Source organism: Actinomadura macrotermitis, assembly GCF_009604375.1.
In the GTDB taxonomy this organism is placed as follows: domain Bacteria; phylum Actinomycetota; class Actinomycetes; order Streptosporangiales; family Streptosporangiaceae; genus Spirillospora; species Spirillospora macrotermitis.
Genome location: NZ_WEGH01000006.1, coordinates 25,683 through 48,408, shown reverse-complemented (window position 1 = coordinate 48,408; position 22,726 = coordinate 25,683). Strand labels below are relative to the sequence as shown.

The following is a 22,726-nucleotide window of genomic DNA, read 5'->3' as shown; positions in this document are numbered from 1 at the left end:
ATGACGGACCCCGCGTCGTTCGACCCCCTGGACCCCGGCTTCCAGCAGGACCCCTACCCCTGGTACGCGGCGCTGCGGGAGAAGGCGCCCATCGTGCGGACGGCGGCGGGCCTGTGGTTCGTGACGTCCCGCGCCCTGGTCGCCGAGGCCCTCGCCCGCCCCGAGGTGTTCTCCAGCCGCTTCGGCACGCCGCGCAGCCCCGCGACGGGCGAGACCCTGGCCCGGATCGAGGAGATCCAGGCGCAGGGCTGGCCCGAGGTGCCGACCATGCTCACCGAGGACCCGCCCGTCCAGACCCGCTACCGGCGCCTGGTCGCCAAGGCGTTCACCCGCCGCAGCGTGCAGACCATGGAGCCCGACGTCCGCGCGATCGCCGCCGGGCTCGCGCGCGGCCTCCTCGCCCGGCGAAGCGCCGACTTCGTCGCCGACTTCGCCGTCCCGCTGCCGGTCCAGGTCATCGCCGCGATGCTCGGCGTGCCCGGCGACCGGCTGGACGACCTCAAGCGCTGGTCCGACGACCTCACCGTCACCATCGGCGCCGACACCCCCGACAAGCGGCGGATCGAGGCCGAGCGCGGCGCCCTGGAGTTCCAGCGCTACTTCGCCGGCCTGCTGGAGGAACGCCGCGCCGACCCGCGCGGGGACGTGGTGACCGGCCTGGTGCGGGCGCACCTCGGCGAGGACGAGACCCCGCTGACGACCGCCGAGAGCCTCAGCATCATCCAGCAGATCATGGTCGCCGGGAACGAGACCACCACCAAGCTGCTCACCGGCCTGGTCCACCTGCTGGCGACCGACCCCGGCCTGTGGGAGTCGCTGCGCGCCGACCCCGGCCGCGCCGCCGCCCTCACCGAGGAGGGGCTGCGCTTCCTCACCCCCGTCCAGGGCATGTTCCGGCTGGTCACCGAGCCCACCTCGCTCGGCGGCGCGGACCTGCCCGCCGGCGCCATGGTGGTGCTGTCCTACGCCGCCGCCAACCGGGACGAAGAGCACTTCGACGACCCCGGCGCGTTCCGGCCGGACCGGCCCCGCGCCCGCGAGCACCTGGCGTTCGGCTGGGGCGTCCACCACTGCCTGGGCGCGCCGCTCGCCCGGCTGGAGACCACCGTGGCGCTGCAGGAACTCGCCCGCGCCGCCACCACGATCGAGCTCGCCGACCCGGGCGGCCTGGAGTACGAGCCGAGCTTCCTGCTGCGCGGCCTGCGCGGCCTCCCGCTCACTCTGGCCTAGCCGCCCGCGCCGCCGCGTCCAGCCGCTCGGTCACCCGGCCGAGCGTGGCGTGCAGGTCCGCGAGCTCACGCAGGTCCAGGCCGGTGGACGCAAGGATCCGGCGCGGCACCTCGGCGGCCCGCGACCGCAGCGCGGCGCCCTGCCCGGTGAGGTGCACCGACACCGACCGCTCGTCGGCGCGGCTGCGCACCCGCTCCACCATCCCGGCCGCCTCCAGCCGCTTCAGCAGCGGCGACAGCGTCCCCGAGTCCAGCCGCAGCCGCTCGCCGAGCCGCTTGACGGTCGGGCCGTCCTCCTCCCAGAGCGCCAGCATGACCAGGTACTGCGGGTAGGTCAGCCCGAGGTCGCGCAGCTCGGTCCGGTAGAGCGCGTCGAACGCCCGCGACGCCCGGTGCACCGCGAAGCACACCTGCGCATCCAGGGCCAGCATGTCCACCGTCATGCCCCGATTCTACGGACGGGCGGCCGGTGATCCCGTGCGTGCCGCCCGGCCGGGACGCACGGAGCCGAAAGGGTGCGCAGGCGGTCTGTTCTTTGACACGATCCGAGCTGTGCCGGGCGTGCGGAGGCCCGCCGGCGCCTCCGGTTCCTCCTCGACGATGGGCGGCCGAATGGACCCTTTGCTCCCCGGAGACCCGCGGCGGATCGGCGACTACCGGCTGGAGGGGCGTCTCGGCGCGGGCGGCATGGGCCAGGTGTACCTGGGCCTGTCACCCGGCGGCCGCAGGGTCGCGGTGAAGGTCATCCGGCCCGACCACGCCGGCACCCCGCACTTCCGCGAGCGGTTCGCCCGGGAGATCGAGGCCGCCCGGCGGGTCCACGGCTTCTACACCGCCGAGGTCGTCGACGCCGACCCCGCCGGGGAGCCGCCGTGGATGGCCACCGCCTACATCCCCGGCCGGTCCCTCGACCGGGCGGTGCGCGACGACGGCGCCATGTCCGCCGAGCGGGTGCGCGCCCTGGGCGCGGCCCTGGCCGAGGGGCTGGCCGCGATCCACCGGAGCGGGATCGTCCACCGCGACCTCAAGCCCGCCAACATCGTCCTCGCCGAGACCGGCGAGCCCCGCATCATCGACTTCGGCATCGCCCGGGCGCGGGACGCCGGGACCTTCACCGCACACGGCGCCGTACTGGGCAGCTGGGCCTACATGTCGCCCGAGCACGTGGGCGAGGGGGAGATCACCGAGGCGTCCGACATCTTCTCGCTGGGCTCGGTGCTGGTCTTCGCCGCCACGGGCCGGTCCCCGTTCGACGCCCCGGCCGTCCCGCTGATCACCCGCCGGATCCTGGCGGCCGACCCCGACCTGGACGCGGTGCCCGGGCCGCTGCGGGAAGTGATCGCGGAGTGCCTGGCCGCGCACCCGGGCGACCGGCCCACCGCACAGCGGCTCCTGACCCGCCTCACCGGGCTGGAGGCCGCCACCCGGCCCGATCCGCCCGAGGCGCCCGGGGGATGGGCGCCGCCCCCTCAGCCCCGGACCGTCACCGGCCCCGATCGACCCACACGGCCGAGCCCGGCGAGACGCCTGACACGAGCCGTCCTGCAGAGCCGCACGGGCAGGTGGTCGATCGCCGTCGTACTCGTCGCGACGCTGGCCGCCGCCGTGATACCCACCGTGTGGGAGAGACCGCTGCACACGATAGACCTCGACGATGGTGCCGGCCCGATGCAGTTCGGCCCCGACGGCAGGCTGCACATCATCGACGGCAGGCAGATCGTCATATGGAACCCGCGGACGAAAAAGCGGTCCACCGTCAAGCTCCCCGCCGGGATCTGGGCGAACCGGCTCGCCGTCAGCAGGGACGACAAGGCGATAGCCGCCGCCATCACCGCCGGCATCTACCTGTGGAGGCGTCAGAAACCAGGAGAGGCGTTCCGCCCCACCGTCCTGCAGCGGCCCATCGAGCGCTCACCGACCCTGCCCACGCTCAGGGAGCGCACTCCCGTCCACACCGTGGTCTTCACCCCGGACGGCAAGACCATGGCCTCCGACTGGGGCAAGGACATCAGGCTCTGGGACGTGGCCACCGGACACGTGAGGACCACCCTGAAAAGCCACAAGTCCACCGTGATGTCACTGTCCTACAGCGGCGACGGCAAGATCCTGGCCAGCGCGGACGCCGAGGGGGCCGTGCTGCTGTGGGATCCGGCCACCGGACGCTCCACCGCCCTGGTCCGCCGAGCGCCGGAGGCCCGCGTGGCGCTCAGTCCCGACGGGAGGACGCTCGCGATCAGCGACCGGGACACCGTCGCATGGTGGGACGTCGCGACCAGGCGCAGCAGGTACACCCTCAGCCGCCGCGGCTACCCGGCGGACATGGCGTTCAGCCCCGACAGCAGGGTCGTCGCCTTCGCCCGGGGAACGGACCTTCCCAAACAGAACGGCTCCCTGGAAGTGTGGGACACCCGCAAGAACGCCAACCTGCGCAAGACCACGTCAGACGTCCGGCAGGATTGGTCGGTGGCGATCAGCGCGGACGGAAGGTATCTGGCCGCCGGCATCGGCGGGAAGGTCAAGATCTGGAAGATGCCGAAGCCCGACGACGACCACCGCTGACCTGACGGCCCTGGATCCGAAAGGTCCGGAGCGACCTCAGCCACGCGCGCGGGGGTGTGGGGGCGGAGCCCCCACACCGGGGGGCTCGGGGGGTCGTCCCCCCGGAAAGCACTGCGGGCCACCGGGGAAGCCGCCCGAAGGGCGACGACCACGATGGCCCAACTCGCGTGGACGATACTGGGATTGAACCAGTGACCTCTTCCGTGTCAGGGAAGCGCTCTCCCGCTGAGCTAATCGTCCGTGCAAGCCCACTGCCAGGCAGTAGGCCTTGAGGTGGAGACGGGATTTGAACCCGTGTACACGGCTTTGCAGGCCGTTGCCTCGCCTCTCGGCCACTCCACCAAAGCGAGACCTTGCTCGGTAGCCTGCTAGGCCCCTCAGAGCGGAAGACGGGATTTGAACCCGCGACCCTCACCTTGGCAAGGTGATGCTCTACCCCTGAGCCACTTCCGCGTGTGCTGCCCGGTCCCGTTTCCCCTTGTGGGGGGCGGTCCCTTGCGGCGACATGGAGAACATTAGCGCGTTCTCCGGAGAACCCCAAACCGGTTTCGCGGGGCGCCCGGCACAGGCGGGTAGATCTTTCGACGGGTGCCGAAGCGTTCCCGGCCTACAGTCGTGGCATGTCCGACTCCTACGGTTCCGACTTCGCACCCGTCGCCGCGCTGCTCGCCGACCGGGCACGGGCGGCGATGCTGAACGTCCTGCTGGACGGCCGTCCGCTCGCGGCGGGGGAGCTGGCGCGGGCGGCGGGCGTCAGCGCGCAGACCGCGAGCGCCCATCTGGCCAAGCTGCTGGACGGCGGCATGGTCACCGTCGTGAAGCAGGGCCGGCACCGCTACTACCGGCTCACGGGCCCCGAGATCGCGCAGGTGGTGGAGGCGCTCAGCCGGCTCAGCGGGCCGGTGCGGGTGCGCAGTCTGCGCCAGTCGCGCGACGCGCGCCGCCTGCACGAGGCGCGCACCTGCTACGACCATCTGGCGGGCGAGGCGGGCGTCGCGCTGTTCGCGGCGCTGCTGGACGGCGGTCTCATCGAGCAGGACGGCGACGAGTCCTACGCGGTCACCGACAAGGGCGAGGAGCGTTTCGCCGGCATCGGCCTGGACGTCGCGCAGCTGCGCCGGTCCCGCCGCCGTTTCGCCTGGCGGTGCCTGGACTGGACGGAGCGGCGCCCGCATCTGAACGGCGTGCTCGGTGCCGCCCTCACCGACCGCATGATCGAGCTCGACTGGTTCGAGCGGGGCGCCGCGCGCCGCGCCCTGGCGGTCACCGCGGCGGGCCGCGGCGGCCTCGCCGACGCCTTCGGCTGCGTGCTCCCTTAGGCAGGGCACACTGGTCCGCATGAACGATGCGTTCGCGCACGTCGGCGGGCTGCTGGCGACCGGCCTGGCCGACGTGACCTCCGATCCGGCCGCGCTGGACTCGCGCGGCTGGTGGGCCGTCGTGGTCACCTACGAGGGCAAGGTCACGTGCGCCCGCTTCGACGACGTCCGCCCGGCGCCGCATCCGGACGGCCCCTGGCGGGCGCCGGGGGAGTGGACCACGTCCCTGGACGAGGACGCCTACGTGCGGGGCGTCGAGCGGATCCGCGCCGCGATCGCCGAGGGGGTCGTCTACCAGGCCAACCTGTGCCGCGTCCTGTCGGCGCCGCTGGACCCGCGCGCCGACATCGCCGGCCTCGGCCGGCGCCTCGCCCGCGGCAACCCCGCCCCGCACGCGATGACGCTCCGCCTGCCGGGCCTGCACCTCGCCTCGGCCTCGCCCGAGCTGTACCTGGCGCGCGACGGCGAGGTGGTGGTGTCGCGGCCCATCAAGGGCACCGGCCGCACCGCCGCGGACCTGCTGCCGAAGGACCACGCGGAGAACGTGATGATCGTCGACCTGGTCCGCAACGACCTCGGCCGGGTGGCGGTGCCCGGCTCGGTCGTCGTGCCGGGCCTCTGCGAGGTCGAGGAGCACCCGGGGCTGGTGCATCTGGTCTCGACGGTCCGGGCCCGGCTCGAGCCGTCCGCCGGGTGGCCCGAACTGCTCGCGGCGACCTTCCCGCCGGGCTCGGTCACCGGCGCGCCGAAGTCCAGCGCGCTGACCTTGCTCGATGGGCTCGAACCGGTGCCCCGGGGGCCGTACTGTGGGGCCATCGGCTGGGTGGACGCGGACTCCCGGCGCGCCGCCCTCGCGGTCGGCATCCGGACCTTCTGGGCGGAGGACGGGCTGCTGCGCTTCGGCACCGGCGCCGGCATCACCTGGGGGTCCGACCCACGCGGCGAATGGCGCGAGACCGAGCTGAAGGCGGCTCGGCTACTGGAGGTGGCATCCCGTGACGGCGGAGCAGGGCAAGATCTGGCTGAACGGTGACCTGGTGGATCCGGCCGAGGCGAAGGTCTCGGTCCTGGACCACGGCATGCTGGTCGGCGACGGCGTCTTCGAGACGGTGAAGGCCCAGCACGGCGAGCCGTTCGCGCTCACCCGGCATCTGCGGCGCCTCGCCCGCTCGGCGGCCGGGCTCGGCCTGCCCGAGCCCGACCAGGACGCGATCGCCCAGGGCGTCCTGGAGGTGCTGGCGGCCGGCCCGAAGCACCCGCTGGCGCGGGTGCGCATCACCTACACGAGCGGCCCCGGCCCGCTCGGCTCGGACCGCGGCGACGAGGGCACCACGATCTCGGTCGTCGCGGGCGAGCAGAAGCCGTTCCCGGCGACGGCGAACGTCACGGTGGTGCCGTGGCCGCGCAACGAGCGCGGCGCACTCGCCGGCCTGAAGACCACGTCCTACGCCGACGCCGCGATGGCGCTGGCGTACGCCAAGCAGCGCGGCGGCGGCGAGGCGATCTTCGGCAACCTCGCCGGGAACCTGTGCGAGGGCACCGGCAGCAACATCTTCGTGGTGCTGGGCGGGCGGCTGCTGACCCCGCCGCTGTCGGCGGGCTGCCTGGCCGGCGTCACCCGGGCGCTGGTGCTGGAGTGGTTCGGCGCCGAGGAGGAGGACGTCCCCCTGGCGGACCTGTACCGCGCCGAGGAGGCGTTCCTGGTCTCCACCACCCGCGACGTCCAGCCGATCGCCAAGGTCGACGACACCGAGCTGCCCGCCGCGCCCGGCCCGATCACGGCCAAGGCGATGGAGGCGTTCGCGACGCACGCGGCGGAGCGCCTGGACCCCTGACCCGCGCGGACCCGGTTGGGGTCTTTACGTGATCGCCGTCCTGGGTCACGTTGGCGGTGACGCGTAGGGAGGTCACCGTGGACCATTCCGGACGGCGCACCATCGCGGCGGCGGCCGCGCTCGCCCTGGCGGGCACGGCCCTCGCCGGCTGCTCGGGCGGCGGCTCGCCGGGCGACCCGGACCGGGGCGCCAAGGCGAGGAACTACACCCTGACGATCGCCCGCAACGCCATCGAGGGCGGCAAGAACACCGGCGAGGCCGAGTGGATCACCGAGACGGTGATCCCGCGGTTCGTCGCCGCGCAGAAGGCCAAGGGGATCACCGCGAAGGTGGTCTTCCAGGGGTCGGGCGTCGACGACGAGCCGTACAAGACCAAGCTCTCGCTCGACCTGAAGTCCCGCTCCGGCGCCGACATCATGGACATCGACGGCATCTGGGTCGGTGAGTTCGCGCAGGCGGGCTATCTGCGCCCGCTCGCGGACGTCGCCGGGCCGCGCGCCGACGCCTGGGACGGCTGGGCGCAGATCCCCAAGGCCGTGCAGGGCCTGGCGACGTTCCAGGGCAAGCGCTACGGCATCCCGGCGGGCACCGACGGCCGCGTCCTCTACTACAACAAGAGGCTGTTCGCGCGGGCCGGGCTGCCCGCGAACTGGCAGCCGAACAGCTGGGACGACCTGCGCACCGCCGGGCGCGCGCTGAAGAAGGTCCCCGGCGTCACCCCGATCCAGCTCGACGCGGGCACCGCGATGGGCGAGGCGACCAGCATGCAGGGCGTGCTGCCGCTGCTGGCCGGGGCGGGCGCGGAGATCTACGCGAACGGCAAGTGGACGGGCGGCGGCGCGGCGTTCAAGCAGGTCCTGGCGCTGTACTCGGCGATCTACCGGGAGGGTCTCGGCGATCCCCGGCTCCAGCAGGAGGCCAAGGGCCGCGACAAGTCGTTCGCCGAGTTCGCCGCCGGGAAGATCGGCATCCTGGCCGAGGGCGACTACTTCTGGCGCGACGTCATCAACCCGAAGACCGGCGTCGCCAAGATGCCGTCCCGCGACCAGGACGTCGGGTATGCACTGATCCCCGCCATCGCGCCGGGCAAGGGCATCCGGGGCCAGTCGCACGTCAGCATGTCGGGCGGCGCGGTCACCGTCCTCAATCCCAGCACCAAGCACCCGCAGCAGGCGTTCGAGCTGCTGGCGTTCATGAACTCGCCGGAGATGCACAAGGCCCGCACCGCCGGCACCCCCGAGATCACCTCCCGCGACGACGTCAACCGCGAGATCCTCAAGGGCGACCCGCTGCTGTCGTTCATCGCCGGCAAGGTGCTGCCGCTGACCGCCTACCGGCCCGGCATCGCGCTGTACCCGCAGGTGTCGGCCGCGCTGCAGGAGGCCACCGCCGCCGTCGTGTCCGGTAAATCCCCCGACGAGGCCGCCGCGCAGTACACGAAGAAGCTGGAGGGGATCGTCGGTGGCGCCGGCAACGTCGCCACCGGCTGAGACGGGTTCCGCGGTGCTCGGACGGCGCGGGGCGGCGGCGTTCGTCGCCCCCGCGCTCGTCCTCATCGCCGTCTTCCTGGTCTTCCCGGCCCTCTGGACGCTCTACCTCGGCGTCACCGACTACCGCCTCACCGGCGTCGCGGCGGCGCGGCCCCGGTTCGTCGGCGCCGAGAACTACACCGGCGTGCTCGGCGACGGGGAGTTCCACCACTCGCTGTGGCTGACGCTGCAGTTCGTCGGCGGCTCGGCCATCGCGGGCCAGACCGTCCTCGGCTTCGCCCTCGCCTGGGTGCTGCGCGACCGCGCCGGCCCGGTGAAACGGCTGGTGGAGGGACTGGTGCTGCTCGCCTGGATCCTGCCGGGCTCGGTGATCGCGTTCCTGTGGATCGCGCTGCTGGACCGCGACGCCGGGACGCTGAACGCGCTGCTCGGCACCCCCGGCACCGCCTGGCTGCTGGACCATCCGCTCGCCTGCGTCATCGTGTTCAACGTCTGGCGCGGCACCGCGTTCTCGATGATGCTCTACGGCGCGGCGCTCGGGAACGTGCCGCCCTCGCACCTGGAGACCGCGCGCCTGGCGGGCGCCACCACCTGGCAGACGCTGCGCGACGCGGTGTTCCCGCGCATCCGCGGCCACGTGCTGACGAGCCTGCTGCTGGTCAGCCTGTGGACGTTCAACGACTTCACCCCGTTCCTCATCACCGCGGGCGGCCCCGACCACCGCTCGGAGATCCTGGCCGTCTACGTCTACCGGACCGCGCTCGGCGACGGCCGGCTCGGCTTCGGCGCCGCGATCTCCCTGGTGATGATCCTGGTCAACCTGGTGATCGCGCTCGGCTACCTGCGGGCGCTGCGCGAGAGGCGCCCCGCGTGACGCCCCGCGACCTCCTGCGCCGCGTCGCGTTCGCCGCGTTCGTCGCGCTCGTGCTGGCCTTCTTCGCGCTGCCCCTGCTCTGGCTGGCGTCCGCGCCGTTCGACGCCAGCCCCTCGATCACCGCGTCCGTGCCCGACTTCACCTTCCGTAACTTCCGGGCGCTGCTCGACAATCCCTACGCCGTGGCGTCGCTGCGCAACTCGGTCCTGCTGGCCGCCGGCACCGCGCTGCTCGTCGTCGCCCTCGCCGCGCCCGCCGCCTACGCGCTCAGCCGGGTCCGGGTGCCCGGCCGCGACGCGCTGCTGTACCTGCTGCTCCTGCTGTCGTCGATCATCACCGGCACCGCCGCGATGGTGCCGATCTTCCTGCTCGCCTTCGAGCTGCACCTGATCGACTCGCGGCTCGGCGTGATCCTGGTGCTGACCGGCGGCCTGCTGCCCACCGCGATCTTCATCCTCAAGGACTTCACCGACGCCACCCCGGTCTCCTGTGAGGAGGCCGCCCGGGTCTTCGGCGCCTCGCCGCTGCAGACGCTGCGGCACGTCGTGGTCCCGGTGGTGCGGCCCGGCCTCGCCACCGTCGGGGTCTGGACGGTCGCGCAGGTGTGGGGCGACTTCCTGATGCCGTTCCTGCTGCTGCGCGACCCCGCCAAGGCCCCCGCCTCAGTGATCATGTTCACCTTCTACACCGAGGGCGGCCAGCCCGACCTGCCCCTCATCGCCACCTTCTCGCTGCTGTACTCCCTGCCGGTCGTGGCGATGTACCTGCTGGTGAGCCGCCGGTACGGGTTCCGCTTCCACGGAGGGACCAAACGCTGATGGCGGACCTCGCCCTGACCGGGATCACCAAGGACTATCCGGGCGGCGTCCGCGCCTTGGCCGCGCTGGACCTGGCCGTCGCCGACGGGGAGTTCTTCGCGCTGCTCGGCCCGTCCGGCTGCGGCAAGACCACGCTGCTGCGCACCGTCGCCGGGCTGGAGACCGCGTCGGCCGGGACGGTCCGCATCGGCGGCGCCGACGTGACACGGCTGCCGCCGGGCCGCCGCGACGTCGGCATGGTCTTCCAGGACTACGCCCTGTTCCCGCACATGACCGTCGCCGACAACATCGCCTACCCGCTGCGGGTCCGCCGGGCCGGCCGCGAGGAGCGGCACCGGGCGGCCGAGGACGTCGCCGGGTCCCTCGGCCTGGAAACGCTCCTGGCCCGCCGCCCCGGCGAGCTGTCGGGCGGGCAGCAGCAGCGCGTCGCCCTCGCCCGCGCCATGGCCGCCCGCCCGAAGGTCTTCCTGCTGGACGAGCCGCTGTCCAACCTCGACGCCCGCCTGCGCCTGGAGGCGCGCACGTTCCTGAAGCGGCTGCAGAACGAGCTGGCCGTGACCACCGTCTTCGTCACCCACGACCAGGCCGAGGCCCTCGCCATGGCCGACCGGATGGCGGTGATGGAGGCGGGCCGGATCCGCCAGGTCGGCACCCCGGCGGAGGTGTTCCGGCGCCCGGCGAACCTGTTCGTCGCCTCGTTCATCGGCTCGACCCCGATGAACCTGCTGCCCGGCCGGGTAGAAGGGGAGCAGATCACGGTGGCCGGGGCCGTCCTGCCGTTGCCGGTGAGCGCGCGCGGGCTGGTCGCGGCGGGCGAGGAGGTGGTGTTCGGGGTGCGGCCGGAGTATCTGGAGTACAGCGGGAAGGCGGCGGACGGCGCGTTCGCCGGGCGGGTGGCCGTCGTGGAGAACCTGGGCGGCTCGTCCCTGGTCACGCTCGACGCGGCGGGGCAGGCGGTGCACGCCCTGGTGGGGGAGGGCCGCGAACCTGAGCCGGGCGCGCGGGGCTGGGCGGTGCCCCGCCCCGACCGCGCCCTGCTCTACCGGGACGGCGAACTGGTGGTGGACCGGTGACCACGACCGTGCACCGGGGCCGCTGGACGCTGGAGGACCGGCTGGAGGCCCACCTGCGCGAGCTGCCCGTCGAGGTGCCGCCGGGCACGGCCGCGCTCACCGTCCGCCTCTCCCACGAGGGCGGCGTCATCGACCTCGGCTGCGGCGGCCCGGCGGGTTTCCGCGGCTGGTCGGGCGGCGCGCGCGACGAGTACACGGTCAGCGCGGACTGGGCGACGCCCGGCTACCTGCCCGGCGAACTGGAACCGGGCGTCTGGCACGTGTGGCTCGGCCTGCACCGCGTCCCGCCGGACGGCGTCCCCTACGAGGTCACCGTCACCACCACGACCTCGGCGCCCGCACCGCCGCAGCCGCCCGCCCTGCCCCCGGTGCCCGAGCGCGCGCCGCGCCGCGAGCTGCCCGCGCCCGCCGGGATGCGCTGGCTCGCCGGCGACCTGCACGCCCACACCGTGCACAGCGACGGCACCCTCACCGTCCCCGAGCTGGCCTGCCTCGCCGCCGGCCGCGGCCTGGACTACCTCGCCGTCACCGACCACAACACCGTCAGCCACCACGCCGAGCTGCCCGCCGCCGCCTCGCATGCCGGGATCGTCCTGGTGCCGGGGCAGGAGGTCACCACCGACCTCGGGCACGCCAACGCGTTCGGCGACATCGGCTGGATCGACTTCCGCCGCCCCACCGCCGAATGGGACGTCGGCGACGGCGTCCTGTCGATCAACCACCCGCTCAGCGGCGACTGCGCGTGGCGGCGGCCGCTGCCGAACGGCGCGCCCCGCCCCCGGCACGCCGAGATCTGGCACTCGTCCTGGTGGGACCGCACCTGGGGCGCGCCGCTGGCGTGGGCGCGGCTCTGGCACGACGGCGTCGTCCCGCTCGGCGGCAGCGACTTCCACGACCCCGCCCAGCACAAGCTGATCGGCGAGCCCACCACCTGGGTGCTGGCCGAGGGCGACGACGTCGTCGGCGCGCTCGCCGCCGGCCGCACCGCCGTCTCGGCCGGCCGCGACGCGCCCGTGCTGCTGCGCGTGCAGGACGAGCTGATCGCGATCGACGCCGACGGCACCGTCCTGGTCGATCCCGACGGCCGCCGCCGGGCGGTGCGCGGCGATCTGGTCCGGTTCCCCGCCCGCCGGGACGGCATGCACCACCTGGAGAGCAGCGCCAACGAGGTGATCTCGCTATGCGGATGACGGGCGGCGACCCGATCGTGGTCGTCCCGCACACCCACTGGGACCGCGAGTGGTACCTGCCGTTCCAGCGGTTCCGGCTCCGCCTCGTCGCGCTCCTCGACGACGTCCTGGAGCACATGGAGCGCGACCCGCGCTGGCACTTCACCCTCGACGGGCAGATGGCCGCCGTCGACGACTACCTGGAGGTGCGGCCCGAGCGGCGCGAGCGCGTCGCCGCCCTGGTCCGGGCCGGGCGCCTCGCCGTCGGGCCCTGGCAGATCCTGCACGACGAGTTCCTGTGCTCCGGCGAGACGATCGTGCGGAACCTGGAACTCGGCCTGCGCCGGGCCGAGGAGCTCGGCGCCGCCATGCCCGTCGGCTATCTGCCCGACCAGTTCGGGCACTGCGCGCAGATGCCGCAGATCCTGCGCGGCGCCGGGATCGGGCACGCGTGCGTGTGGCGGGGCGTGCCCGCGAAGGTCGACGCGCACGCGTTCGCCTGGCGCGCCCCCGACGGCACCGCGATCCGCACCGAGTACCTGCCCGAAGGCGGCTACGGCAACGCCGCCTCGATGTTCGAAAGCGCCGATCTGCTGCCGGCCCGCGCCGCCGGGTTCGCCGAGCGGATGCGGGCCTGGCGGCCCGGCGGCGGCCCGCTGCTGGCGATGTACGGCGCCGACCACACCGCGCCCGCCGCCGACCTGCCCGACCGGCTCGCCGCCGCCGGGCGCCCCATGCGGCTGGACACCCTCGCGGGCTACTTCGCCGCCGAGGACCCCTCGGTGGAGGGCCTGCCGGTCGTCGACGGGGAGCTGCGCTCGCACGCCCGCGCCAACATCCTGCCCGGGGTGCTGTCGGCGCGCGTCCCGCTGAAGCAGGCGATGGGCCGCGCGGAACGGATCGTCCAGCGCTACGCCGAACCGCTCGCCGCGCTCTGGCACACCGGCCCCGCGCAGCGCTTCCTGGACATGGCGTGGCGGCGGCTGATCGAGGTGAGCTGCCACGACTCGGTCACCGGCTGCGGCAGCGACGAGACCGCCGAGCAGGTCGCCGCCCGCATGGCCGAGGCCGAGCAGCTCGGCCGCGCCGTCTGCGACCTGGTCACCGCCGACCTCGCCGCCGGGCTGCCCACCGGGGCGCACCTGGTGTTCAACCCGGGCCCGGCGCGCCGCACCGGCCTGGTGGTGCTGGACGTCCCGGCCGCCGAGGGGGCGCCGGTCGCGCTGCGCGACGGCGACGGCCGCCTCTACCCCGCGCAGACCCTGCAGACCGCGCCGACCGTGCTGGACGACGCCGTCCACCCGGCCGCGGCGCTGCCGACCGTCCTGGAGCGGATCTACGGGCGAGTGCTGTTCGGGCAGGAGGTCGACGGCTGGGAGGTCGGGGACCGCACCCTCACCTTCCACGTGACCCACCGGGCCGAGGGGACGTTCGACATCGGCGAGGTCCGCGACGCGCTGCGCGGCGCGGACGGGGAGTGGCGCGTGCGCATCCTGGCCGCGCCCCGCCGCACGGTCGCCGCGATGGTGGACGTCCCCGCGCTCGGCATGACCGCCGTCCGCCCCGAACCGGCGGACGAACCGGTCACCGCGCCCGCCCGCGCCGAGGAGCACGTCCTCGACAACGGCCTGCTGCGCGCCGAGGTCGCCCCCGCCGGCACCCTCACCCTGCACACCCCCGACGGCACCGTGATCGAGGGCATCGGCCGCCTGGTCGACGGCGGCGACCTCGGCGACAGCTACAACCACGCCCCGCCCGCACACGACACCGTGGTCGACCGGCCGCTCAGCGTGCGCGTCGTGCCGGTGTGGCCGGGCCCGCTCGTCGCCGCGCTCGACATCGTCCGCGTCTACCGCTGGCCCGCCGCCGGGGACTTCACCGCGGACGCCCGCACCGACACGACCGAGGAGGTCGTCGTCACCACCCGCGCCGAACTGCGCACGGGCGAGCCGTTCCTGCGCCTCGGCGTCACCTTCGACAACCGCTGCGCCGACCACCGCGTCCGGCTGCACCTGCCGCTGCCGCGCGAAGCCCCCGTCTCCTTCGCCGAAGGCCAGTTCGCGATCGTGGAGCGCGGTCCCGAACCCGAGGGCGGCTGGGGCGAGCGCCCGCTGCCGACCTACCCCGCCTACGGCTTCGCGGCGGCGGGCGGCGTCGCGGCGCTGCTGGAGCACCCCGCCGAGTACGAGGTGGTGGACGGCGAGCTGGCGATCACGCTGCTGCGCTCGTTCGGGCACCTCAGCCGCGACCGCAACGCCTACCGCGACCAGCCCGCCGGGCCGCAGCTGGCGACGCCGCGCGGGCAGTGCCGGGGCGAGCAGGCCTTCGGCCTCGCCGTGCTGCCCTACACCGGCGACCGGCCCGGGCCGGAGGTCCTCGCCGCCGCCGAGGCCTACCGGCACGACCTGCTCACCGCCGCCGGCTACGGCCCGCCCGGCCGCGCCCTGCGCCCCGGCGGCACCGGCCTGGAGATCACCGGGGCGGGCGTGGTGCTGACGTCACTGCGCGCTCGCGACGACGGCTGGACCGAGGTCCGTGTCGTCGCCGAACAGGACACTCCCGCCGTCGCCGAGATCCGTGCCGTCGCCGAGGCGGCCCGCGCCGACCTGCGCGGCCGCCCCGGCGAGACCCTCCCGGCGCGGGGCGGCGTGCTGCGGCTGCCGCTGCGCCCCTGGGAGATCGCGACCGTCCGGCTGCGCCGCCTCTAGACCTCCGACGCCGCCATCGCCGCGCCGACGATCCCGGCGTGGTTGACCAGCGCCGCGGGCACGATCGGCGCCCGCACCCCCTCGATCAGCGGGATGAACCGGTCGGCCTTCTTGCTCACCCCGCCGCCCACGATGATCAGCGCCGGTGAGATCAGCATCTCCAGGTGCCGCATGTACTCGCTCAGCCGCTCGGCCCACTTGTCCCAGCTGAGATCGTGGTCCTCGCGGACCTTGGCCGACGCGCGCAGCTCGGCGTCCTTGCCGTGCAGCTGCAGATGCCCGAACTCGGTGTTGGGCACCAGCACCCCCTGGCTGAACAGCGCGCTGCCGATCCCGGTACCGAGCGTGAGCACCACCACGGTCCCGTTCTGGCCCTTGCCCGCGCCGAACCGCATCTCGGCCACCCCGGCCGCGTCGGCGTCGTTCAGCACCGTCACCGGCCGGCCGGTCGCCTTGGCGAACAGCGCCGCCGCGTCGGTGCCGATCCAGGACTTGTCCACGTTGGCGGCGCTGTGCGTCACCCCGCCGATCACCACGCCCGGATAGGTCACGCCGACGGGCCCGTCCCCGCCGAAGTGCGCCGTGATCCGCGCCAGCACGTCCGCGACCGCGTCCGGCCTGGCCGGCTGCGGCGTCTCGATGCGCAGCCGCTCCTCGGTGAACTCGCCCGTGGTCAGATCGACCGGGGCGCCCTTGATCCCCGATCCGCCGATGTCGATGCCCAGCATCCGCATGCTCATGGCCTACCCGTGCCCGATTCGTTCCTATCTAAAGAAGCGGCGCGGGCCTTATGGGGAACGCCCGCCGCGGTCACACTGGAAGCCGTGAGCGACTACGACGTACTCGTGCTCGGGTCCGGCCCCGGCGGGCAGCGCGCGGCGATCGCCGCGGCCAAGCTCGGCCGGCGGGTGGCCATCGTGGACCGGCGGGCCATGCTCGGCGGCGTCTGCATCAACACCGGGACGATCCCGTCCAAGACGCTGCGCGAGGCCGTGCTCTATCTCACCGGCCTGAACCAGCGCGAGCTGTACGGGCAGAGCTACCGGGTCAAGGAGGAGATCACCGTCGCCGATCTCGGCCTGCGCACCCAGCACGTGATCGGCCGGGAGGTCGACGTCGTCCGCAACCAGCTCGCCCGCAACCACGTCACCGTGCTGCCCGGGCACGGGCGGTTCCTGGAGCCGGCCGTGATCGGGGTGGACAACGGCGACGGCCGGGAGCTGAAGGTCACCGCCGACAAGATCGTCATCGCCACCGGGACCCGGCCCGCGCGCCCGGGCACCGTGGAGTTCGACGACAGCACCGTCATCGACTCCGACGGCATCGTGCACCTGGAGCGCATCCCCGAGACCATGGTCGTCGTCGGCGCCGGGGTGATCGGCATCGAGTACGCCTCGATGTTCGCCGCGCTCGGCACCAAGGTCACCGTGATCGAGCGGCGCGAGCGGATGCTGGAGTTCGCCGACCTGGAGATCGTCGAGGCGCTCAAGTACCACCTGCGCGACCTGGCCGTCACCTTCCGGTTCCGCGAGACCGTCGCCGCGGTGGAGCGGCACGGCGGCGGCGCGGTGACCGTCCTGGAGAGCGGCAAGCGCATCCCCGCCGACACCGTCATGTACTCGGCCGGGCGGCAGGGCATGACCGACGCGCTCGGCCTGGAGGCGGCCGGGCTCACCGCCGACCACCGCGGCCGGATCAAGGTCGACGCCTCCTACCGCACCGGCGCCGGGCACGTCTACGCCGTCGGCGACGTGATCGGGTTCCCGTCCCTGGCCGCCACCTCGATGGAACAGGGCCGGCTCGCCGCACACCACGCGTGCGGCGAGCCGGTCGCCGAGATCCACGAACTGCAGCCGATCGGGATCTACACCATCCCCGAGATCAGCTTCGTCGGGCGCACCGAGGACGCGCTGACCGAGGCCAAGGTCCCCTTCGAGGTCGGGGTGTCGCGCTACCGCGAGCTGGCCCGCGGCCAGATCATCGGCGACTCCTACGGCATGCTCAAGCTGCTGGTCTCACCCGACACCCGCGAGCTGCTCGGCGTGCACGTCTTCGGCACGGGCGCCACCGAGCTGGTGCACATCGGGCAGACCGTGATGGGCCTCGGCGGCACCGTCGACTACCTGGTCAACGCCGTGTTCAACTACCCGACGCTCGCCGAGTCCTACAAGGTCGCGGCGCTGGACGCGATGAACAAGATGCGCCACATCGCCCGCCTGACCGGCTAGGACGGCCAGAGCAGGTTCTCCAGCTCGCTGTCGATGTCGATGTACTCGCCCTCGCGGCCCGCGGGCACCGCCTGGTAGGTGCGGTGCAGGAAGTCGGCGAGCGGGGACAGCGGCACCTCGAACAGGGCGTCCCCGAACGGGGAGGACAGCGCGATGTTGAGGGTGTCGTCGTCCTGCGGCCCGGCGGGCCACACCTCCACGTCCCCGTCCCCGACCTTGCGCACGATGCCGACGGTGAGCAGCTCCCGGGCGAAGATCCACTCCACCGGTTCGTCGTCCCCGACGTAGAACGCCATCCTGATGGCGTACGGGTCGTCGGCCGCGTACTCCAGGCCGGCCAGCAAGGGGACGGTCGTGCGGTCGGGGACGACGAGGCGGAGGCCCAGCTCGGTGGACACGGTGGTACTGCTGTTCATGGCCATTCCTTCAGACGTCGGTCCCGCACTCGCGCGGGTGCTACCGGTGGTTCACTCCCTCTCACGGATGTCCCCGCGATCTATGACGCGTAACGGGGGCAAGACATGGGAACATTCCGCCGCGGGTCCCGGCTGTGAGCCAACTCACCCGCCCGAAAGCACCCGCTGACCTGCGCAAAAACGGACAAACCCATTTTTTGAGCTGCCCATTCGGGGACGTCTCACCCCTCCGGGCGGCATGGGGGAAAGACCCCTTTATGCATGCCCTCCGCCCAAAGTGCCCACCGTCTTGGCCTAAGGTAATTTCGTGGCAATAAACCATGAAACACAGAACCCCGAGGGCCGGCTGCACCGCTTCCGCGAGCGGATCCGGCGCAACCCGCTGCTGAACACCACCTGGCGGATCGGCGTCTTCACCGTCGGCGCCGCCGTCCTCGCCGGCGGCCTCGTCATGATGGTCGCCCCCGGCCCCGGCATCCTCGGCATCATCGTCGGCCTGGCCATCCTGGCGACCGAGTTCGCCTGGGCCCAGACCGCGCTGCACAAGGCGAAGCAGGCCGCCGAGCGCGCCAAGGAGAAGGCGCTGGACCCGCGCGCCAAGAGGCGCAACACCGTCATGGCCGTGATCACCGGCCTGCTGGTGGCGGCGGCCGTGCTGGCCTTCCTGGTCGTCTACGACTTCCACCTGCCCTGGAACGTGCAGGACTGGACGCCCTGGAACTGATCGTCACGTAACGTGAGGGCATGGGTGCCCAGCGTAAGAGACATGCCCGCCGCCCCACCGCCGCCGAGCTGTGGGCGCGGTTCCGCGGGTCCCCGTTCTTCCCGGCGGTCGTGATCACCCTCATCCTCGGGGCCGCCGCGGGCCTGTTCGCGGGCTCCTACACCTACGCCATGGCCAACCCGGCGCCCCGCCACATCCCGGTCGCCGTCACCGGCGACCCGGCCCGCTCCGCCGAGGTCGCCGCGGCCCTGGACCGGGCCCTGGACAGCACCCTGGCCCTGCACCGCTACCCCTCCTACGCCAAGGCCCGCCTGGCCGTCGAGGAGCAGCACGAGTTCGCGATCCTGCGGGCCGAGGACGGGCGGGCCTCCCTGGACCTGTCCGGCGCCGCCGGCGCCTCGGTGGCGCGCCTGCTCGCCCAGGCCGCGCAGAAGTCCGCCGTCCCCCTGACGGTCCGCGACATCAAGCCGCTCCAGCCCACCGACCCGCAGGGCCTGGCCATCTTCTACATCTCGCTGGCCGCCGTGATCATCGGCTTCGTCGGCGCGATCCAGCTCAGCGTGCACGCCAGGGCCCTCAACGCGGGGGAGCGGATCGCGTTCACCCTCGCCTACGCCGCCCTCGGCGGCCTGGCGATCGCCCTCGTCGTCGACCCTCTCCTCGGCGTGCTGAAGCTCCCCTTCCGCGAGTCGTGGGGCATCATCTCCCTCACCATGTTCACCTCCGGCATGGTCTTCACGATGTTCAACACCCTGGTCCGCCGCTGGGCCATGATCCCCACCTGGGGCGTGATGGTCCTGATCGGCAACCCCTCCTCGGGCGGCGCGGTGTCCTGGCCGCTGCTGCCCTCGCCCCTCGGCTTCATCGGCCGCTGGCTCCCGCCGGGCGCCTCGGTGAACGCCCAGCACACCGCCATCTACTTCGCGGGCCACCAGCACGTGCTGCCCTTCGCCGTCCTGATCGCCTGGAGCGTGGCCTCCATCGCCGTCTTCGTGGTCTGGCGCCACCGCCACCCCGGCGGCCGCCCCACCGAGCCGGCCCACGCCGCCCCCTGACCCCGATATCGATGCGCGAACCACCCGCGACATGCGCTAGAGTTCTGGCTGTCGGGAACGCCCCAGGGCGGACCGGACACCCGGGGCGATTAGCTCAGTGGGAGAGCGCTTCGTTCACACCGAAGAGGTCACTGGTTCGAACCCAGTATCGCCCACCCCAGGTCACAGGCCCTTTTTCCGTCACAGGAGGAAGGGCCTTTTTCGTGCCCGTGCGTGCCTGGTGCGTGATGATCTTCAAGTGCGGTCTCGTGCGTGCCTGGACACCGCACTCTGCTGGTGGCTGGATGGTGACAGCGAACCACCCGCAGTGAACGGCCCGCCGTCCTCGCGCGTCGCACGGGCGACAGCCATGTTCCGAGGAGACTCATGGCAGAGACCCCGCTGTGTTCCGCCATCCAGGCCGCCGCCCATCGCATGGACATCAAGACCGGCGCCAAGCGGGAGGTCCGCCAGCTGGTCGGCTACCCGGGGGAGGGCGAGACTGTCCGGCGTATGGCGGCCGGGACCTACGGCAACGGCACCGGGCTGTCGTCCTCACCGACCGGCGGCTTGTTCTTCCTCAGGGACGGCTGGACGTCGAAGAAGACCGAGGACTTTCCCTTCGACAAGATCTCGTCAGTGCGGTGGACGAGTGGGATACTGACGGGCGCGCTGACCGTCTTCGCCTCGGGCAACAAGGCCGAGATCAAGAGCATGTTGAAGATGGGCGGCAAGACGATCGCCGACACGATCCGCGAGCGCTTCGCCTCAGGGCCGAGCTACCCGGCCCGGACGCCGACGCCTGCTCCGGTCCCGGCACCCGTTGCGCCGCCCCCCGGCACCCGCCGCGCAGATGACCACCGACGCGGCGCTCGACGCACTGGAGAAGCTCGGCCGGCTGCGTATCTGGCCTGGCTGCGCAGACGAGGGATCGTCCGAGCGGGCGCCGAACCGGACGAACGCCTGGGCCGCCACCGCTAGGTGATCGAACGGACGCTGGCCTGGATGTTCGGCTACCGGTGCCTGATCATCCGCTACGAACGCCACGGCCGCCTGTTCAACGCCTTCCCCGTCCTCACCTGCCTCAAGAAGCTCGCGAAACTCACCACACGAGACATGCTCTTGGTCAGTCTTGATCACAACCTTTCGTTTGGGTAGCCAGCGAAGGGCGGCCGGGCGTTACATGATCGTTCGACCGGATTGTGCCAAAAGATCTTTTGGTCATATCCCTGACAAGTGTGGATGAACTTGTCGTACAGTCATGCCTCTCTGCGCAGAGACTTGCTTCGGGCAGCATGTGGGGGGCTGGCACGTGGCCATCCGAAGAGGGGTTAGGCCTGATCGCACCACGACACTGGGGGCTTTGTCGGTGTTGACCCTTTATGTGCTGGGGATGTTGTTCCTAGGCAGAGGTTTCACGGACACGCACTATCGGAACTCTGAGACTGGCGCTTGGCTATCCGCGTCTGAAGGCGGTCTCATTGTGCATGTCGACGGGTTGACGGGGCGGGTCGACGGGCAGGTCGGTGTACCGAGAAGTCGAGGCCACGAACTGCGCCTCAGCCAGTTCGGACATGAGGTTAACGCACTCGACTCCACGGCGAGCGAGCTCTTTCGCATTGATCCGATCAGAGAGAAAATACTCGCCTCGCAGGAGATTCAGCGTGGTTCGTCTGTGATCTCCGACGGGCGTAACGGATACCTGATCAATCAGCTCTCTCGTTCCCTTCAGCCGCTGACTGGGCCGACTCGGGTGATGGAGGGTGCCCCCCGAGCCGGCATCGGCGATGATGCTGGAGGCCTTTGGGTGACCATTCCCGCCAAGGGGCGGGCGGTCGCTTATCGTGAAGGACGCCAAATTAAGTCAATCGCCGTGGCTGCTCCGGGTGACCTGCTCGTCTTGCGCAGGATCGCCGGACGTCCGGCTGTCATCAACACGACCAGATCGACGGTCACGATCATCTCCTCCTCGGGCTTGACCCGTGAACTTCCGCTTCATCCAACGATCAGCGGCGTTCTGCTTGCTACGGCCAAGAGTCCGGAGGCCGTCGAAGGTTCCGTTCTCCCGCTCCTGGCTTCCGACAAAACGATCGTTCTCTTCGACCTGCGTACAGGGGTGCCCGGATCGCTTCAGCTTTCCCTCCCTCGGCATACCTTCGCCGCTCCACAGGTTGTAGGGCAGCGGCTCTATCTGCCTGATGAGTCAGCGGGTTCGCTGGTCGTCTTCAATATGAGCGCGCACCGTATGGAACCGCCAGTTCCCATCAGCGGGCGCCCAAGTAGGATTGAGGCGTTCGTCAAGGACGGCTTTCTTTGGGCAAGCGATCCGGACGGCCCCGCAGCGGTTGTCGTTGAGAAGGACGGCCGTCTGCATCACATCGTCAAGTACCGCGAGCGCAAAGCGCGGACTACGCCGTCGCCGTCGGCGGTCCCGTCCTCGTCAGCCGCGGCTTCGCCGACCTTGTCTCCTGCTGCCAGGCAAGGCGGAGAAGGGCCGCCCGGGCCAGGCCAAGGTTCGTCCACCCCGGGGCCGCGTCCGAGTGGAACAGCGCCGTCGCCATCGCCTTCACGTGCGCCCTCGCCAAGCCCGGGCGGGGAGAACACGCTGGCCCCTGAGAACGTTCAGGGGACTCCGGGCGATGGATACGTGGACATCACCTTCAGTCCGCCCAAGGGTGGGCGCCCTCTGGCCTACGAAGTGACAACCCTGGAAGAACGTCCCGCCCGCATGCCGTATCCGTACATGGAGCCCGAGCGTCTACCGGCCGATGCACAGGAGCTTCGCATACGAGCGCAACTCGGGATCTGCCATGGCGGCACGCACAGCCCGGTCTACCACTACAGAGCCGTCGCGATCTACAAACAGAAGAAGGTCGCCTCCGCGCCGACTCCGCTGGTGCGTTCATGCTTGCCACCAGGTGCACCGGAGCGGCTCACCGCGACATCACTGGGCACAGGGACGGTCCGTCTCGACTGGTATGAGCAGGCCAACGCCCGCTACGTCAGTTACGACTTGGACTACGAGGGGCGTGACGGCAGTTACGACAACGAGGACTGGGGTGAGGTGGAGGAGAGCGGCCCAGACCATGTCGTCATCAGGAACCTGACACCGGGCCGTCAGTACACATTCACCCTGATCGCGCGAACTCGCGGAGGAGATAGCCCTCCAGCTTCGATCACCTGGCGAGCTCCTTGAAGCGGCTGTGGCAGCGCCCGCGCACCAATGATAGGAACGAATATGAATCAACTA

Annotated in this window: 20 protein-coding genes and 4 tRNA genes; 18 read left to right on the top strand and 6 right to left on the bottom strand. The window is 72.0% G+C overall.

Annotated features, from left to right (window positions below):
* Complete coding sequence (locus ACRB68_RS36810; RefSeq protein WP_153541065.1) at nt 1–1,230, top strand: cytochrome P450; 1,230 nt, start codon at nt 1–3, stop codon at nt 1,228–1,230.
* Here the strand turns inward: ACRB68_RS36810 and ACRB68_RS36805 are convergent.
* On the bottom strand, nt 1,217–1,672 hold the full coding sequence (locus tag ACRB68_RS36805; RefSeq protein ID WP_153541062.1) for a MarR family winged helix-turn-helix transcriptional regulator: 456 nt from the start codon (nt 1,670–1,672) through the stop codon (nt 1,217–1,219). The genes ACRB68_RS36810 and ACRB68_RS36805 overlap by 14 nt on opposite strands.
* Before the next feature lie 169 nt (nt 1,673–1,841).
* Between ACRB68_RS36805 and ACRB68_RS36800 the strand changes: the two genes are divergently transcribed.
* Nucleotides 1,842–3,788 (top strand): WD40 repeat domain-containing serine/threonine protein kinase, encoded by a 1,947-nt coding sequence (locus ACRB68_RS36800; RefSeq protein WP_194293591.1) that lies wholly within the window; start codon nt 1,842–1,844, stop codon nt 3,786–3,788.
* A 168-nt stretch (nt 3,789–3,956) separates the two neighbouring features.
* On the opposite strand, the gene ACRB68_RS36795 is transcribed toward ACRB68_RS36800, so the two are convergent.
* The 3 genes from ACRB68_RS36795 to ACRB68_RS36785 form a co-directional block, all read right to left on the bottom strand.
* Nucleotides 3,957–4,028, bottom strand: a tRNA-Val gene (locus ACRB68_RS36795).
* A 31-nt stretch (nt 4,029–4,059) separates the two neighbouring features.
* Nucleotides 4,060–4,130: transfer RNA gene (locus ACRB68_RS36790), tRNA-Cys, on the bottom strand.
* Between the two features lie 39 nt (nt 4,131–4,169).
* Nucleotides 4,170–4,241 (bottom strand) — tRNA-Gly (locus tag ACRB68_RS36785).
* A 167-nt stretch (nt 4,242–4,408) separates the two neighbouring features.
* Between ACRB68_RS36785 and ACRB68_RS36780 the strand changes: the two genes are divergently transcribed.
* The 9 genes from ACRB68_RS36780 to ACRB68_RS36740 all read left to right on the top strand — a co-directional run bounded on the left by ACRB68_RS36780 (nt 4,409) and on the right by ACRB68_RS36740 (nt 15,074).
* Nucleotides 4,409–5,107 carry a helix-turn-helix domain-containing protein gene (locus ACRB68_RS36780; protein WP_153541055.1) on the top strand — a complete coding sequence of 233 codons (699 nt, stop codon included), beginning with the start codon at nt 4,409–4,411 and terminating at the stop codon, nt 5,105–5,107.
* Between the two features lie 19 nt (nt 5,108–5,126).
* A complete protein-coding gene (locus ACRB68_RS36775) occupies nt 5,127–6,140 on the top strand; it encodes a chorismate-binding protein (protein WP_153541052.1) in 1,014 nt (337 codons plus the stop codon).
* Nucleotides 6,103–6,942, top strand: a complete 840-nt coding sequence (locus ACRB68_RS36770) for an aminotransferase class IV (RefSeq protein WP_328595256.1) — start codon at nt 6,103–6,105, stop codon at nt 6,940–6,942. The genes ACRB68_RS36775 and ACRB68_RS36770 overlap by 38 nt, the downstream gene beginning before the upstream one ends.
* A 77-nt stretch (nt 6,943–7,019) precedes the next feature.
* The gene (locus ACRB68_RS36765) at nt 7,020–8,432 is read left to right on the top strand and encodes an extracellular solute-binding protein (protein ID WP_328595255.1); all 1,413 of its coding nucleotides are present in this window, start codon (nt 7,020–7,022) and stop codon (nt 8,430–8,432) included.
* A gap of 13 nt (nt 8,433–8,445) precedes the next feature.
* Nucleotides 8,446–9,306 carry a carbohydrate ABC transporter permease gene (locus ACRB68_RS36760; RefSeq protein WP_328595254.1) on the top strand — a complete coding sequence of 287 codons (861 nt, stop codon included), beginning with the start codon at nt 8,446–8,448 and terminating at the stop codon, nt 9,304–9,306.
* Nucleotides 9,303–10,124: a carbohydrate ABC transporter permease gene (locus ACRB68_RS36755; RefSeq protein ID WP_328595253.1), complete on the top strand. Its 822-nt coding sequence runs from the start codon at nt 9,303–9,305 to the stop codon at nt 10,122–10,124. Before ACRB68_RS36760 ends, ACRB68_RS36755 begins: the two co-directional genes overlap by 4 nt.
* Entirely contained in the window at nt 10,124–11,197 is a 1,074-nt protein-coding gene (locus ACRB68_RS36750; RefSeq protein WP_153541050.1) for an ABC transporter ATP-binding protein, read from the top strand. Before ACRB68_RS36755 ends, ACRB68_RS36750 begins: the two co-directional genes overlap by 1 nt.
* Nucleotides 11,194–12,387, top strand: coding sequence for a CehA/McbA family metallohydrolase (locus tag ACRB68_RS36745; RefSeq protein WP_328595252.1), 1,194 nt, complete (start codon nt 11,194–11,196; stop codon nt 12,385–12,387). The genes ACRB68_RS36750 and ACRB68_RS36745 overlap by 4 nt, the downstream gene beginning before the upstream one ends.
* Complete coding sequence (locus tag ACRB68_RS36740) at nt 12,378–15,074, top strand: glycoside hydrolase family 38 N-terminal domain-containing protein (RefSeq protein ID WP_207709964.1); 2,697 nt, start codon at nt 12,378–12,380, stop codon at nt 15,072–15,074. Before ACRB68_RS36745 ends, ACRB68_RS36740 begins: the two co-directional genes overlap by 10 nt.
* On the opposite strand, the gene ppgK is transcribed toward ACRB68_RS36740, so the two are convergent.
* Complete coding sequence (gene ppgK, locus ACRB68_RS36735; protein WP_153541652.1) at nt 15,071–15,808, bottom strand: polyphosphate--glucose phosphotransferase; 738 nt, start codon at nt 15,806–15,808, stop codon at nt 15,071–15,073. The genes ACRB68_RS36740 and ppgK overlap by 4 nt on opposite strands.
* 90 nt (nt 15,809–15,898) lie before the next feature.
* Between ppgK and sthA the strand changes: the two genes are divergently transcribed.
* On the top strand, nt 15,899–17,302 hold the full coding sequence (gene sthA / locus ACRB68_RS36730) for a Si-specific NAD(P)(+) transhydrogenase (RefSeq protein WP_328595251.1): 1,404 nt from the start codon (nt 15,899–15,901) through the stop codon (nt 17,300–17,302).
* Here sthA and ACRB68_RS36725 read toward each other — a convergent pair.
* On the bottom strand, nt 17,299–17,718 hold the full coding sequence (locus ACRB68_RS36725; protein ID WP_153541047.1) for an SsgA family sporulation/cell division regulator: 420 nt from the start codon (nt 17,716–17,718) through the stop codon (nt 17,299–17,301). The two genes, sthA and ACRB68_RS36725, sit on opposite strands and share 4 nt — an antisense overlap.
* A gap of 307 nt (nt 17,719–18,025) precedes the next feature.
* On the opposite strand from ACRB68_RS36725, the gene ACRB68_RS36720 reads away from it, so the two are divergent.
* The 6 genes from ACRB68_RS36720 (at nt 18,026) to ACRB68_RS42715 (ending at nt 22,672) form a co-directional block, all read left to right on the top strand.
* Complete coding sequence (locus ACRB68_RS36720; protein ID WP_328595250.1) at nt 18,026–18,442, top strand: PGPGW domain-containing protein; 417 nt, start codon at nt 18,026–18,028, stop codon at nt 18,440–18,442.
* Nucleotides 18,443–18,462: 20 nt separating this feature from the next.
* On the top strand, nt 18,463–19,497 hold the full coding sequence (locus ACRB68_RS36715) for an ABC-2 transporter permease (protein WP_153541044.1): 1,035 nt from the start codon (nt 18,463–18,465) through the stop codon (nt 19,495–19,497).
* A gap of 83 nt (nt 19,498–19,580) precedes the next feature.
* Nucleotides 19,581–19,652 (top strand) — tRNA-Val (locus tag ACRB68_RS36710).
* A 211-nt stretch (nt 19,653–19,863) separates the two neighbouring features.
* Nucleotides 19,864–20,457 carry a PH domain-containing protein gene (locus ACRB68_RS36705; RefSeq protein WP_153541041.1) on the top strand — a complete coding sequence of 198 codons (594 nt, stop codon included), beginning with the start codon at nt 19,864–19,866 and terminating at the stop codon, nt 20,455–20,457.
* Entirely contained in the window at nt 20,458–20,634 is a 177-nt protein-coding gene (locus tag ACRB68_RS36700; protein WP_153541038.1) for a hypothetical protein, read from the top strand. It begins immediately after the preceding gene.
* A gap of 325 nt (nt 20,635–20,959) precedes the next feature.
* Nucleotides 20,960–22,672, top strand: coding sequence for a fibronectin type III domain-containing protein (locus ACRB68_RS42715; protein WP_194293590.1), 1,713 nt, complete (start codon nt 20,960–20,962; stop codon nt 22,670–22,672).
* The last annotated feature ends 54 nt before the right edge of the window (nt 22,673–22,726 follow it).

Excerpts from the sequence above, each read along its gene's own strand:
- ACRB68_RS36705 (WP_153541041.1), top strand. The coding sequence starts at position 19,864 with ATGGCAGAGACCCCGCTGTGTTCCGCCATCCAGGCCGCCGCCCATCGC.
- ACRB68_RS36805 (WP_153541062.1), bottom strand. The coding sequence starts at position 1,672 with ATGACGGTGGACATGCTGGCCCTGGATGCGCAGGTGTGCTTCGCGGTG.
- ACRB68_RS36715 (WP_153541044.1), top strand. The coding sequence starts at position 18,463 with ATGGGTGCCCAGCGTAAGAGACATGCCCGCCGCCCCACCGCCGCCGAG.
- ACRB68_RS36780 (WP_153541055.1), top strand. The coding sequence starts at position 4,409 with ATGTCCGACTCCTACGGTTCCGACTTCGCACCCGTCGCCGCGCTGCTC.
- ppgK (WP_153541652.1), bottom strand. The coding sequence starts at position 15,808 with ATGCGGATGCTGGGCATCGACATCGGCGGATCGGGGATCAAGGGCGCC.
- ACRB68_RS36800 (WP_194293591.1), top strand. The coding sequence starts at position 1,842 with ATGGACCCTTTGCTCCCCGGAGACCCGCGGCGGATCGGCGACTACCGG.
- ACRB68_RS36740 (WP_207709964.1), top strand. The coding sequence starts at position 12,378 with ATGCGGATGACGGGCGGCGACCCGATCGTGGTCGTCCCGCACACCCAC.
- ACRB68_RS36725 (WP_153541047.1), bottom strand. The coding sequence starts at position 17,718 with ATGAACAGCAGTACCACCGTGTCCACCGAGCTGGGCCTCCGCCTCGTC.
- ACRB68_RS36810 (WP_153541065.1), top strand. The coding sequence starts at position 1 with ATGACGGACCCCGCGTCGTTCGACCCCCTGGACCCCGGCTTCCAGCAG.
- ACRB68_RS36750 (WP_153541050.1), top strand. The coding sequence starts at position 10,124 with ATGGCGGACCTCGCCCTGACCGGGATCACCAAGGACTATCCGGGCGGC.
- ACRB68_RS36775 (WP_153541052.1), top strand. The coding sequence starts at position 5,127 with ATGAACGATGCGTTCGCGCACGTCGGCGGGCTGCTGGCGACCGGCCTG.